The organism is Paenibacillus sp. 01T442, assembly GCF_056398345.1.
Genome location: NZ_JBFTPF010000008.1, coordinates 66,272 through 79,063, shown reverse-complemented (window position 1 = coordinate 79,063; position 12,792 = coordinate 66,272). Strand labels below are relative to the sequence as shown.

General features: G+C 44.4%; 16 protein-coding genes. All 16 read left to right on the top strand.

The features are described from left to right. The first annotated feature begins 39 nt into the window (after positions 1-39). Entirely contained in the window at positions 40-1,203 is a 1,164-nt protein-coding gene (locus AC1DLM_RS09815; RefSeq protein ID WP_171633325.1) for a sensor histidine kinase, read from the top strand. 1 nt (position 1,204) lies between these two features. Further along, complete coding sequence (locus AC1DLM_RS09810) at positions 1,205-1,930, top strand: response regulator (protein ID WP_056611570.1); 726 nt, start codon at positions 1,205-1,207, stop codon at positions 1,928-1,930. Between the two features lie 80 nt (positions 1,931-2,010). Beyond that, a complete protein-coding gene (locus AC1DLM_RS09805; RefSeq protein ID WP_441990884.1) occupies positions 2,011-2,406 on the top strand; it encodes a glycosyltransferase family 2 protein in 396 nt (131 codons plus the stop codon). Positions 2,407-2,484: 78 nt separating this feature from the next. Then, the gene (locus tag AC1DLM_RS09800; protein WP_477569861.1) at positions 2,485-4,353 is read left to right on the top strand and encodes an ATP-dependent helicase ComFA; all 1,869 of its coding nucleotides are present in this window, start codon (positions 2,485-2,487) and stop codon (positions 4,351-4,353) included. Further along, the gene (locus AC1DLM_RS09795) at positions 4,350-5,105 is read left to right on the top strand and encodes a ComF family protein (RefSeq protein WP_477569860.1); all 756 of its coding nucleotides are present in this window, start codon (positions 4,350-4,352) and stop codon (positions 5,103-5,105) included. The genes AC1DLM_RS09800 and AC1DLM_RS09795 overlap by 4 nt, the downstream gene beginning before the upstream one ends. Positions 5,106-5,221: 116 nt before the next feature. After that, a complete protein-coding gene (locus tag AC1DLM_RS09790) occupies positions 5,222-5,638 on the top strand; it encodes a TIGR03826 family flagellar region protein (protein WP_477569901.1) in 417 nt (138 codons plus the stop codon). A 114-nt stretch (positions 5,639-5,752) separates the two neighbouring features. Continuing rightward, the gene (gene flgM / locus AC1DLM_RS09785) at positions 5,753-6,025 is read left to right on the top strand and encodes a flagellar biosynthesis anti-sigma factor FlgM (protein WP_477569859.1); all 273 of its coding nucleotides are present in this window, start codon (positions 5,753-5,755) and stop codon (positions 6,023-6,025) included. Between the two features lie 37 nt (positions 6,026-6,062). Continuing rightward, complete coding sequence (locus tag AC1DLM_RS09780; RefSeq protein ID WP_477569858.1) at positions 6,063-6,560, top strand: flagellar protein FlgN; 498 nt, start codon at positions 6,063-6,065, stop codon at positions 6,558-6,560. Between the two features lie 42 nt (positions 6,561-6,602). After that, on the top strand, positions 6,603-8,168 hold the full coding sequence (gene flgK / locus AC1DLM_RS09775) for a flagellar hook-associated protein FlgK (protein WP_477569857.1): 1,566 nt from the start codon (positions 6,603-6,605) through the stop codon (positions 8,166-8,168). A gap of 27 nt (positions 8,169-8,195) precedes the next feature. Then, the gene (gene flgL, locus AC1DLM_RS09770) at positions 8,196-9,092 is read left to right on the top strand and encodes a flagellar hook-associated protein FlgL (RefSeq protein WP_477569856.1); all 897 of its coding nucleotides are present in this window, start codon (positions 8,196-8,198) and stop codon (positions 9,090-9,092) included. A gap of 13 nt (positions 9,093-9,105) precedes the next feature. Continuing rightward, positions 9,106-9,675 (top strand): DUF6470 family protein, encoded by a 570-nt coding sequence (locus AC1DLM_RS09765; protein ID WP_477569855.1) that lies wholly within the window; start codon positions 9,106-9,108, stop codon positions 9,673-9,675. Positions 9,676-9,773: 98 nt separating this feature from the next. After that, complete coding sequence (fliW, locus tag AC1DLM_RS09760) at positions 9,774-10,217, top strand: flagellar assembly protein FliW (RefSeq protein ID WP_477569854.1); 444 nt, start codon at positions 9,774-9,776, stop codon at positions 10,215-10,217. 12 nt (positions 10,218-10,229) lie between these two features. Continuing rightward, positions 10,230-10,472: a carbon storage regulator CsrA gene (gene csrA, locus AC1DLM_RS09755; RefSeq protein WP_477569853.1), complete on the top strand. Its 243-nt coding sequence runs from the start codon at positions 10,230-10,232 to the stop codon at positions 10,470-10,472. Positions 10,473-10,665: 193 nt separating this feature from the next. After that, positions 10,666-12,429, top strand: coding sequence for a flagellin N-terminal helical domain-containing protein (locus AC1DLM_RS09750; RefSeq protein ID WP_477569852.1), 1,764 nt, complete (start codon positions 10,666-10,668; stop codon positions 12,427-12,429). A 104-nt stretch (positions 12,430-12,533) separates the two neighbouring features. Then, positions 12,534-12,644 (top strand): putative motility protein, encoded by a 111-nt coding sequence (locus AC1DLM_RS09745; RefSeq protein WP_477569851.1) that lies wholly within the window; start codon positions 12,534-12,536, stop codon positions 12,642-12,644. Then, positions 12,631-12,729, top strand: coding sequence for a putative motility protein (locus tag AC1DLM_RS09740; protein WP_477569850.1), 99 nt, complete (start codon positions 12,631-12,633; stop codon positions 12,727-12,729). Before AC1DLM_RS09745 ends, AC1DLM_RS09740 begins: the two co-directional genes overlap by 14 nt. The last annotated feature ends 63 nt before the right edge of the window (positions 12,730-12,792 follow it).

Sequence of the window (12,792 nt, the reverse complement as noted above, 5' to 3'; positions counted from 1 at the left end):
TTACTATTATAAGGTTTTATTAAAAGGAGCTCGTTTCATGTGCAACCAGACGCTATAGACAAGGTCATAACCAACGCCATTAACGTCATGGAAAGCAGCAAGTATCAATTGTTTGAGATTGCTGAGTCATCACGCTTAGAGAAGGAGTCGCTTACTCGGGAGCTCAATGACATTAAGCATGAGACGGGTGTCACGATTGATCTCGTGGATATGTTAGAGAAAGAATATAAGAGGTCGCGGATCCGGCTCACGGAAGTGAGTCGAGATTTCAACAAGTATCGAGAAGAAGATATCAAGATTGCTTATGAAGCCGCTATCGCTTTTCAATTACAGCTAACCGTTGCGCGGGAAAAAGAGAATAATCTCAAGATCCGCCGCAATGACCTGCAGGTTCGCATGAAGAATGTGGACAAGCAGGTAGAACGCGCCGAAACGATCGTCTCTCAGATGAATGTTGCACTGGAATATTTATCAGGGGATCTCAATCAGTTAACCCGTATTATTGAGTCGGCTAAGAATCGACAACTGCTGGGGCTCAAAATTATTTTGGCCCAAGAGGAAGAACGCAAACGAATCGCTCGCGAAATTCATGATGGAATGGCTCAAACCTTGGCGAATGTTGTGCTTCGGACTGAAATTGCCCATCGGATGCTCGTCAAGGAAGATATTTCGGCGGTGAAGGATGAGTTAGTTGATTTAAAGGGACAAGTCAGAAATGGCCTTGAAGAGGTTCGCAAAATTATTTTCAACCTCCGACCAATGGCGCTCGATGATTTAGGGATTGTGCCTACATTACGGAAATATGTGCAGGATTTCGAAGACAAATATCGAATCCACACACAGTTTAACTTGGTCGGGAAAGAAACACGCATCCCGTCTGGGTTGGAAATTGCCATTTTCCGCTTGGTGCAGGAAGCTTTATCGAATATAAACAAACATGCCAAAGCAACCTTCTTGTCTGTTGAACTCACGCTAGAACCAGATCAAGTACAGATTTACGTTGTAGATAACGGAATCGGCTTTGATGTTCCGCTAACAGAACTAAGAATAGCCAAGGGGAATAACTTTGGTTTACTGGGAATGAGAGAGCGTGTGGAGCTGCTAGAAGGTACCATGGTTCTGGAGTCCGAGAAAGATTCAGGAACAAAAATTACGATGCTCATCCCTATCGGCGGCGTTGGAGAGAACAAGGAGGAAAACTAGAATGGACAACACGGCGAGTCACAAACGCAATGTACATATTGTCATTGCAGACGATCATCAGCTTTTTCGTGAAGGTGTTAAACGGATCATTAATATGGAAGATGACATGGAAGTTATCGGCGAGTGTGGCGACGGCATCCAAGTCATTGAATTGTGCAATCAAATCACGCCCGATATCGTGCTCATGGACATCAATATGCCTCTGGAGAACGGTGTCATTGCAACAGAACGTCTGAAACTGATTTTTCCTGATATTAAAGTCATCATTCTATCTATCCACGATGATGAGAGCTACGTGTTTGAGACGCTTCGTAAAGGAGCTTCAGGTTACTTGCTGAAGGATATGGAAGCAGAGTCGCTGATTAATGCGATTCGTTCTGTCGTTGCAGGACACGCCTACATTCATCCTAAGGTAACGGGTAAGCTAATCAATCAACTAAGACGTATGACGTATCTGGATGACGTTGGTGTGGTTGGTACGGGCACAGGCGTGAAGGATTCCGGATTGAAATACATACATAATGCGAATAGCCCACTAACCAAAAGGGAAGCAGAAGTGCTTCGACTTATGGCGGAAGGCAAGAGCAATAAGCTGATTGGCGAATTCTTGTACATCAGTGAGAAAACAGTGAAAAACCACGTGAGTAGTATTCTTCAAAAAATGGAAGTCGATGACCGTACGCAAGCGGTAATTATTGCAATCAAGAATGGTTGGGTAACATTGTAACTCGCTATCCTGCTTTTCTGCGCCTATAGGAACCCCCCTTTGCACTGTCGCATACACTGCAGGTAAGGGAGGGACCCGCTATGTGGATTGGATTGCTTTGTATCTTCGGTTGCTATGGCGTGAGCATTATCGTGCTGCATCTCTTATTGGGTACCCGTAAGGGAATGAAGAAGAAGCCTGCTACAGTGTTACTTGTTACGAAAAACAATCAAAATCAAATTGAGTGGGTTATTCGCTCATTATTTTTCTTTTCACGTGTAAGAGGAAACCAGGTCAAGGCTACGGTTATTGACGAGGGGTCGTCTGACGATACAAGAGAGATCATTGAGCGTTTATCCCAAACGTATGCCATAGAGCTGCGTGTACAGTCTGACTATGATGCTGTTGATCGTTTTCTGAGTCAGCATGATGAAGATCCTGTTATACTTGTTCACCTCAGTAATAGGGAGGATCTCGTGAAGATTCCTGTTGTCTGAGAGCAAACGCTTTCAATAAATCCTACACTTCAACCGACATACGCGCCAAATAATTTGATGAAGAGAGTACGGTGAGGAATGAAGGTTCAGATCTATGCCGTTCACAAGGGACATGTGTGGGAGTGGCAATTCACGATACATGCCCAGACAGATATCCAATATTGGTTCGAGCACTACGCAGCCGACGCCGGCCTCGTATTGTTCGAACCTTTTGTTTCGTTAKGGCAGGGCATGGAACTGCTTGAGAAGTTAAGAAAAAGTGATGCGATTTCTAAGGATACTAGTGAGAGTCGCTTACTTGCAATGATTAAGCGGGAAGCCGCTGTGCTTGGAATAGCGAAGGTGGATGAAATGCGTTCGGAAGTGATGGACTATAAGTTGTGGCGTGCTAAGCATGTGCGCAGCTTCCAGCTACACTCGTCCACTTATATTAGTCTCGTTGAAGCTTGCAGAGGGCGTTCGCTGTTGGTGGATGAGCTTCAGCAGCTAATAGATGCTTCTGGTGTTGAGTCGGCAGGGTTGGCGGGGTTGGAAGCTTCGTGGCCAGCCTATTTGCAACTCGCCTATCTCAATGGCGATGTGTCGCTTACGAGTGGCTTACACTTACAGGTAAAGCGTGACTGGCGGCGATGGTTCAGGAAGACTTCGCATTACGCTTGTAAACGCTGCGGCAGCGGCGAAGAGCGGATGTTCTGGTCGCCTTGCATGCATTGCGGCCAAGACTGCCCCTATTGTGAGGAATGCCTCACAATGGGCAGGGTTCGATCCTGCTCCTTGTTAGTGCTCGGCGGCTCGGGTGATGCACTGTCCACCGCTGCCGCAGAGGCTGCCGACGAATTTCAAGCTTACATAGAGCCCTGGGGGCTCAGTGATGCTCAGACCCACGCTTCCATGGAGGGGCTGCGCTACATCCAAGGCAAGCAACCTGGCCGCCCAGGCAAGTTCCTCATCTGGGCCGTTACAGGCGCCGGGAAGACAGAAATGATCTTCCCGTTCATACACTACACCGCCGCCCGGGGCGGGCGTGTCCTCATTGCTACACCACGCAAGGACGTGGTGCTAGAGCTGCAACCGCGCATCCAGCGTGCGTTCGCTGCATACAGCGTGGTCACGCTGTATGGCGGAAGCGAGCAACGCTGGGAGCAAGGGCAAATCACCATCGCAACAACGCATCAGTTGTTGCGGTTTCATCAAGCTTTTGACCTCGTCATCATCGATGAAATCGATGCCTTCCCGTACCACAATAACCCTATGCTAAGCTATGCAGCAGAGAAAGTGTGCAAACCCAGCGGGACGAATATCCTGTTGTCAGCGACTCCGCCTACGTGCGTTAGGCGCGCCGCAGAGCGCCGACGTCTTCCACATGTTCGTGTTCCCGTACGATTTCATAAACATCCCCTACCAGTACCTCAGTTGATATCTACGCCTACATTAAGAAAATCCATCGCTGCTCAATCCATCCCGCAGTCGATTCAATCCCGATTAGAAGTATCTATTGAACGTGGAGCGCAAGTTTTTGTGTTCGTTCCAAATATTCAGCTTGTGGAGCCGATGGTCATGCTGCTGAGAGAGAAGTTGAGCAAGGCCCCTAAAAGCGCAGCGGTTCGTGTAGAGGGCACCTCATCCAAAGACCTTTCGCGTACAGAGAAGGTACAGCTTTTCCGAAATCGGGAGATCCGCGTACTTGTCACGACAACCATCCTCGAACGTGGGGTAACAGTGCCCCAATCCGATGTTTTCATTTTGGATGCAGACTCGAAGTTGTTCGATGAAGCCGCGCTTGTCCAAATGGCAGGTCGAGCTGGGAGATCGAAGGATGACCCACATGGCAAGGTATACTTGGCAGCTGCAGAAATAACGAAATCACAGAAAGAGGCTGTTCGACAGATCCGTACGATGAATCGGATTGCGCGTAAACAGGGATTTCTACAAGGAGGCCAGGTATGAGCAAGTGGAGGCGGCTGGGGAACACGCTATTCTCACTATTAAGCCCTAAGCGGGAAGTGTGTTTATTGTGCAAACAGGCGACTAGTCTGGAAAGAGGCCAGTTGGGGCTTTGTCACACGTGCTACACCCGAATTCCGTGGATTCGAAAGGTGATTTGTTTATCTTGTGGACGAGGTGAGTATTGTCCAGATTGTCGTCGGAAGCCGCACACCTATTTCGCCAAAAGCCGAAGTGCCGTCCGATATGATGAGACGATGAAAGAGCTGCTGGCTAGATACAAGTATCGGGGAGACGAGCGTTTGAAGGCAGTTTTCGGTCATATGCTGGTTCATGCGTTTCAGCAACTTCAATTGGATCGGGTGCCAGCGTCAGCGGAGCGAGTTCGAGAGGTTATCACCTACGTGCCCGTAAGTGAGCAACGCATGCAAGAGCGTGGATTCAATCAAGCGGAACAAATGGCGAGAGAGTTAGGTAGAAGAGTTGGCCTCCCGGTCGTACGTCTACTCAATCGTTCCAAGCATACGGCGAAGCAAAGTTTTAAAAAGCGAAGTGAACGGATCGATGACCTTGCGCATGTTTTTAAATTTGATGTCACGGAATTGCGAGAAATAATGGGTAACGGGAACGCCGTCATCATTTATATCGTAGATGATGTGTACACAACGGGGAGTACGATGAATCAATGTGCGATGGTGTTAAAAGAGAAATTGTCGATACCTGTCGAAATTTGCGGACTTACCTGGGCGAGATAAATAGGTCAAAGTCCTATTTTCACAAAAATAGTATTAGGCAAAAGCTGTCGAATTGCGGTAAACTGGAATTAAAAAGTGGAAACTGGGCATGCTGAAAAGGGGGACATACTGTGAGTATGAATGTGGCAAATTGTCCGCGTTGTGGGAAAATATACGTGAAGGGCTTCGTAGAGCTTTGTCCGAATTGCGTGAAGGAGCAGGAGCTGCAATACGAGAAGTGTTTGAAGTACCTGCGTGAGAACAAGAGTGTCAACATCACTGAATTAAGCGACGCGACTGGGGTTAGCATTAAGCAAATCACTAAGTTTGTTCGTGAAGGTCGTATCTCCATTTATAATGCTCCGAACATGTCTTATCCGTGCGAAGTTTGTGGAACGCTCATTCGTGAGAACACGATTTGTGAGTTGTGTCGTCAGAAACTTGTGAAGGATGTTAGGAATACCTCGGAAGATGAGCGGCGGGATGAAGAGCGGAGACAGCAAGAGAATAAAATTACCTATAACATTCATGATCGACTGAAAAATAAGCGGTAATTTGAAATAGGTCTACAGAGATATAAAGTTTTATATAGAAGGTGCCGATAATAGTACTAACGATTATCGGTTTTTTGTTTTTTTTTAGGTCAGTGAGCATAGGAGTGTATCGGTATGAAAATTAATGAGAATGGTCGCATCGGCGCTGTGAATCCGTATAAGAAAGCTGGAGAGGCAACTTCCGCACAAGCTGCTGGTAAGAAAGGTAAAGCGAAGGATCAGGTTGAGATCTCTGCAGAAGCGAAGGAGCTTCTAGGAGCTTCAGGCAGTGCTCGTACGGAAGAGCAAAGCCTCAGAATCGAGTCATTGAAGAATTCGGTTTCTTCAGGGACTTATCACGTAGATGCTAAGAAAATTGCAGAGAAGCTGCTCCCTTATTTGAAATAAGTGTTTATATAGATTTATAAGGATTAGGAGAACGCACATGTCTATTCAACCGTTGATTACGATATTGGAACAGCTTCTTGAGGCGCACGAATCGCTGCTGGAGCTTTCCAGAGAGAAGACCCAAGAACTCGTCAGCAACAATGTGAATCAACTTAATCTAATTGTGAATAAAGAGAGCAAGCTTGTTAGGCATATTAGTGAGCTAGATAAGCAGCGGTTTCATGAAATCGGTAAGTATCTCATTTCGCGCGGTTACAATCCGAATCCTCAAGTAACAGTGAGCGACTTGATTAGGTTGATTTTCAAAGCGGAAGAGAAACAAGCCCTTTTGCATGCACATAAGCAGCTTGTAGTTGTTTTGGAGAAGTTGAAAGAGATCAATATATCCAATCAACAATTGATACAGCAATCACTTTCATTTATAGATTATACCATCGACCTTGTGATGGGACCCTCTGAAGAGGATGTCGTTTATCGAAATCCCACCCTCCAGAAGAGTGACAAGCGAATGGGGATGTTTGACAGAAGGGCATAGCTTTAAATCGGATCTGACTAAGAACATCTAGGGGGAATTGCTGTGGGATCTACATTCTCTGGCATTGAAATTTCAAAACGAAGTCTATTCGCACAACAAACGGCATTGCAGACGACCGGACATAACGTAGCGAATGCGAATACGCAAGGATATACAAGACAAAGAGTAAATATGGTTGCTTCTCTCCCCTATGAACCTGCGAGCATGACAAGAAGCGCAGTGCCAGGTCAGTTGGGACAAGGTGTTGAATTTGATCAAATCAAGCGAGTTCGCGAAAAGTTTCTTGATACGCAATTTTATGATGAGAATAAGACATTAGGCGAGTGGACTATTCGTAGAGATACACTAGAGAAGTTGGAAGCTATCGTGAATGAACCTTCGGATACAGGGATCAGACAAGTGGTGGAGGGCTTTTGGAGTGCTTGGCAGGATGTCAGTAAGGAACCTGATAACCTGACAGCTCGTGCCGCACTTAAGGAAAAAGCATTAGCTATGACCGATGCTTTTAATCATACAGGCAAGCAATTGGATGATCTAACCACGAATCTGACTGATAATATATCGGTTAAGGTTTCTGAAGCCAACACGATGTTGAAGCAAGTTGCCAATTTAAATAATGAAATTTTTAAAATAGAAGGATTGGGCAATAACGCCAATGATCTAAGAGATCAGAGGGATCTATTAGTTGATAATTTGTCCAAAATAGTGAATATAACCTCTGTTGATACAACTGGCGGATATACATTGAGAATGGGCAGCGTTGAGCTAGTTAATGGGATTAATGTCACCACCCCAATTGATGCCAGTACAGTTGCTGCTAATTTGAAATCAGGTGATCTGCAGAGCGGTGAGATCTATGGAATGCTAGTTTCCCGAGATCAATACTTAGACAGTTATAAATTTCAATTCAATTCTATGGTTAAAGCACTTGTCCAAGGTCCGGTATCGATAACGTTGCCTGCAGGCTCGGTAATCCCGGCTGGAGCAACACTGACTGGAGCGACACCAGGAACTACCCTAGCAGCCGACACGAAAGTCACGGTCAATGGAATTAACGGTCTGCATGCATTGGGATATACGTTGGAAGATCCACCGAAAAGCGGAATTCCGTTCTTTACTTTAAAAGAAGGTGCAACTGAGTTTAATGCAAACAGCCTTACCGTAAATCCTGAAATCGTCAAGAAAGTGGCCAATATTGCTGCTTCCTCTCGTACATATGTGGATACGGATGGTAACACCAAAGTAGTCAGAGGGAATAATGATATCGCATTAGCGTTGGCATCTTTCCAGAATCAGAAGTTTGACTTTGATCCAAGTTCTAACGGAACACCGCTCTTGACTAGCGGTACGTTTGATGAGTTCCTTCGTGCTATCGTAGGACAGTTGGGTGTACAGTCACAAGAAGCTACAAGACAAACTACAAACCAACAAGCACTTGTGGATCAGGTCGATTCGAGAAGACAGTCTGTTAGCGGTGTATCTTTGGATGAAGAGATGGCGGACATGATTAAATATCAACACGCCTACAACGCTGCGGCTAGATCATTAACAACATTTGATGAAATGCTGGATAAAGTAATTAATGGTATGGGAACCGTTGGCAGATAATTATTTTAAATGAAAGGTGGGGACTTAATGCCAACCAGAATCACGCAAACGATGATTAATACCCAGATGGTTCGAAATTTGGGAACGAACCTCAATCGTATGGATAACTTGCAGAACCAGTTAGCGACTGGAAGAAGAATAAATAAGCCATCGGATGATCCGGTTGGACTTAGCTTTGCTATGAGATACCGCAGTGAGTTGTCTGCGAATGATCAATATCAAGCGAATGTGGAGTCTGCTACATCTTGGTTGGATTATACAGATTCGACGCTTGGCAAGGCAAATGAGGTCCTTCAGCGAGTACGCGAGCTTACTGTTAATGCAGCTAATGGATCAAACCCACAAACGGCTGAAGACGCTATTAATAGCGAAATTAAGCAGTTATACAGCCAACTCGTCGAGTTGGGCAATAGTGAATTTAATGGTAAACATGTGTTCAATGGACAGTTGACGGATTTAGCACCGTATACGGAGGAAAATGCTGCTACAACCGATGCGGATAGTTCAGCCATTCAATATGAAATTGGTGCAGGTGTACGGATTTCCGTTAATATTACAGGTGAACAAGTGTTTGGCAAGTCAACAGATGCAGACAATGCATTTAAAATCATGCAAGATTTAATGACCGCTATGGGGACAAGTGATTTTAAGGGGATCAGTGATGGTTTAGCTCGTTTGGATACCAGAATGGAGAGTTTCTTATCCGTTCGCGCTGATGTAGGGGCCAAGATGAACCGTGTGGACTTATCAAATGAACGCCTGAAAGATATTAATACTAATCTACAGACACTGCAAACGCGAGTGGAAGATGTAGATGTTGCCGAAGCGATGACCAACCTCAAAACTTCGCAGAATGTGTATGAAGCTTCCTTGTCGATAGGTTCACAGATTATACGTCCAAGTCTAGTTGATTTTCTCAAATAAGGCGGTGTAGATCATGTCGTCCGTTCCTTTGATTAGACTTGATATTCAGTCTGGCCGAATTGGTATAGATGTTCAGCGTGGACAGTGGGATATTCGTCAGCCTAAAGCTGACATGGAGATGCATACGACTCCCCCTTCTATGGAAATACGCTCTCCTCAAGGGGAGCTGCACATTGATCAGAGTAGTGCTTGGGATGCGCTTGGGATGGGAAGCCACACAACCTTTATGAATCGGATTTACAGCGAGTCGAAGAATATAGCTCTACAGGGAATCGCAAGCATTGTAGAAAAAGGAAATCGACTAGCTGCCATACATCAGGGCGGAAGCCCGATTGCCGATTTGGCAGCACAACGGGCTTTTGAACCAAGCACTATGAATTATCTCGGTGAGGCCTCTTACGACAATGTCGAGCTGGATTATACGGCGCACAAGGTAGAGATCGATGTGAATCCGGGGAATGTCGATATACAAATTACACCGCATCAAGCTGAAATTAATTACACGCCTGGTAAGGTTTCGATTTATATGCAGCAATATCCGAAGGTTGAGATGATTCCACCTGAAATCGATATGAAAGTATGATTGCCCAACAATGTAGGGTATAGTTGAAACTGTAGATTGCCAAATCTATAGTTTTTTGTTTATTCTTTAACCACTAATCCGTATAGGAGTTGTCACTCATGAATATAACCACGTTGCAGTTCGGTGAATTAACGATTGCCGAGAAAGAGGTATTCACTTTCCCTCAGGGTATTCCAGGGTTTGAGCAGTATGTTCGTTATATGTTCATTCAACCTGATATGGAGTCGCCGTTTATCTTCTTACAGTGTGTGGACGATGGGAATGTAGCACTTTTATTAACGAATCCATTCGAATTCTTTCCTGATTATGATATGGAATTATCAGATAGTGTCGTTACGGAGTTGGGGATTGAAAGCAAGGAAGATGTGGCTGTTTGGTCGGTTGTATCCGTAGGAGTACAGCTGGAAGAAGCAACGCTAAACTTATTAGCCCCTATCATTGTGAATGTGAATACGAGATTAGGGAAGCAGGTCATCCTTCACGGCTCTTCCTATAACGCCAAACATAAATTGATGCAATCGGTTCCATCCGATAACAAATAAGGGGTGACAGGCATGCTTGTTCTAACTCGTAAAAAGGGTGAAGCCATTATGATTGGCGACCATATTGAACTTATCGTATTGGGTACGGAAGGGGATACAGTTCGTTTAGGTATTTCCGCTCCTAAAAGTGTTGAAGTATTCCGGAAAGAGATCTACCTATCTATTCAGCAAGCTAACAAAGATGCCCTTGGCAGCGCATCAAATTATAACGGTCTCAATGAAATGTTCAAAAAGCGAGAAAAACAGAGTAAATAGGCTAAGTTTGGGCGAAATGAAATGATATCTGGGACTTTATAGTTGTAAATGTCGGAATTTCGCGAAAATAGGACTTCAGAAATAGTCGCCCCCTGTCGATATTAATAGTATGAGCGATTCCAAGGGCGGCCGACCTGGAAGAAACGCTAATCCACATGGATGTGGAATTCATATATTCAGGGAGGAATTACCAATGAGAATTAATCACAACGTAACAGCATTGAACACGCACCGTCAATTGTCCACGAACACAGCTAACCAAAGCAAATCCATCGAGAAATTGTCTTCCGGTCTTCGCATCAACCGTGCAGGTGATGATGCAGCTGGTCTAGCAATCTCCGAAAAAATGCGCGGTCAAATCCGTGGTCTAGATCAAGCTTCCCGTAACGCTCAAGATGGTATCTCTTTGATCCAAACAGCTGAGGGTGCATTGAACGAGACTCACGATATTCTACAACGTATGCGTGAACTTTCCGTTCAATCAAGCAACGATACAAACACTTTAGACGACCGTAATGCTCTTCAAGAAGAAGTAAAACAGTTGAAATCCGAGATCGACCGTATCGGTAACACAACTGAGTTCAATACACAAAAATTGCTTGATGGCTCCAAAGGCGCTAAGACTACTAGTGCATCACTGACGGCTGGTCAAGTTGTTGCAGCTTCGGCTGCTAGCCCAATTAAAATCGTTGATGGTACTGAAAGCAAAAACAATGTCATTAATGTTGTAATTAACGACAGTGCTTCTGGTGAAGATTTTAATATAGCAGTTGAATTAACTGAAGGAAGTTATAACGATCTTGTATCTTTCACCAAGGAATTTAACACAAAGTTCAACGAATCCTTGGATGCAATGAAGAATGCTGGCGGTAAAGATTTAACAGCCTATAAAGATAAAGTTAAATTAGGCTTCGATATTGATACCGCTACAGGTAAAGCTACATTCCAGCTGCAAGAGGTTGCAACTAGTGGTTTGACTGCTACTGACACTGTAAAAATTAATTTTTCTTCCTTGGATTCTGATATTGCCACCAAGTTGAACGTAACTGCAGATATTACATTGACTATTGATGGAACCAATGCAGGTGCACAAGCTTTTAGTGGTAACGCAGGAGATTGGGACAAGTTTAGCGTTGAATTTGAAGATGGACTGAATCAGGATGTCAGACAGAACAACCAACTTAAAATTACCGTTGATGGAAAAGAATATACAGCAAATATTGCAGAGAAAAGCTATACTGATTTGAATGGCGCAGGTTCCTTATCCGAAKCTGTCAAAACAGCTATTACTTCTGCAATTACAACAGACGTGGGATCAATGTCTAGTGCTGACCTTACAGCTAAAGGTTATAAAGGTGCAGTAGCTGATCAAAGAACTGCGTATATCAGCGATTTGACAGCTAACTTAAATGTTTCATACAATACGGATGGTAAATTGGAGATTTCCAATACTGTTGAAATGAAAGTTGATGAAACTTCCAAAGGTGCTATTGCTGCTGGCATGACTAACGTTAATGCTGACATCAAGAACTCCKGTGTATCCTTCCAAATTGGTGCAAACGCAAACCAAACGCTACAAATTAGCATTGCTGATATGAGAACAAGCGCAACTGGTAAAACAACAATTGACGGAGTAGATAAATTCGTAGCTGACGTTGATATCTCCAGTAAAGAAGKGGCTCAAAATGCTACAAAAATTCTTGACGAAGCTATCAAGAATGTATCTGCTGAACGTTCCAAATTGGGTGCTTACCAAAACCGTTTGGAGCACACAATCAACAATTTGAACACATCTTCCGAGAACCTGACAGCCGCTGAATCCCGTGTTCGCGACGTAGATATGGCGAAAGAAATGATGCAACAATCCAAAGCTAGCATCTTGGCACAAGCTGCTCAAGCTATGCTCGCACAAGCAAACCAACAACCACAAGGCGTGCTTCAATTGCTTCGTGGCTAATATTAGCCCTACTGAAGGGGACTCTAGACTCTCTAGAGTCCCCTTTTCATACGCTGAAATAACAGCACGATCTTGACCTGAATAAAATTAGTGGAGGTACTAAAATGGATATTGCGGCAATGTCAATGGTTATGAGCCAAACTAGCTTAGTGCAAAATGCAAGCTTGTCTGTAATGAAAATAGCAATGGATTCAGCTAAAAATGAGTGCAACTAATCTTACGGAGATGTTAAGTCAAAATACAGTTATACAGCAATCAGTACAGCCACATCTCGGTGGGAATTTTGATGTGAAGGTATAAATAATAGACTGTAGTAGTTAGTGGCGTTTTCCCGCAACTAATCGTATCTAAAGGCGGTTAATA

Bases quoted from the DNA above. Each gene is read 5' to 3' on its own strand.
- AC1DLM_RS09810 (WP_056611570.1), top strand. From the start codon at position 1,205: ATGGACAACACGGCGAGTCACAAACGCAATGTACATATTGTCATTGCA.
- AC1DLM_RS09805 (WP_441990884.1), top strand. From the start codon at position 2,011: ATGTGGATTGGATTGCTTTGTATCTTCGGTTGCTATGGCGTGAGCATT.
- AC1DLM_RS09795 (WP_477569860.1), top strand. From the start codon at position 4,350: ATGAGCAAGTGGAGGCGGCTGGGGAACACGCTATTCTCACTATTAAGC.
- AC1DLM_RS09790 (WP_477569901.1), top strand. From the start codon at position 5,222: ATGAATGTGGCAAATTGTCCGCGTTGTGGGAAAATATACGTGAAGGGC.
- flgM (WP_477569859.1), top strand. From the start codon at position 5,753: ATGAAAATTAATGAGAATGGTCGCATCGGCGCTGTGAATCCGTATAAG.
- AC1DLM_RS09780 (WP_477569858.1), top strand. From the start codon at position 6,063: ATGTCTATTCAACCGTTGATTACGATATTGGAACAGCTTCTTGAGGCG.
- flgL (WP_477569856.1), top strand. From the start codon at position 8,196: ATGCCAACCAGAATCACGCAAACGATGATTAATACCCAGATGGTTCGA.
- AC1DLM_RS09765 (WP_477569855.1), top strand. From the start codon at position 9,106: ATGTCGTCCGTTCCTTTGATTAGACTTGATATTCAGTCTGGCCGAATT.
- fliW (WP_477569854.1), top strand. From the start codon at position 9,774: ATGAATATAACCACGTTGCAGTTCGGTGAATTAACGATTGCCGAGAAA.
- csrA (WP_477569853.1), top strand. From the start codon at position 10,230: ATGCTTGTTCTAACTCGTAAAAAGGGTGAAGCCATTATGATTGGCGAC.
- AC1DLM_RS09745 (WP_477569851.1), top strand. From the start codon at position 12,534: ATGGATATTGCGGCAATGTCAATGGTTATGAGCCAAACTAGCTTAGTG.
- AC1DLM_RS09740 (WP_477569850.1), top strand. From the start codon at position 12,631: ATGAGTGCAACTAATCTTACGGAGATGTTAAGTCAAAATACAGTTATA.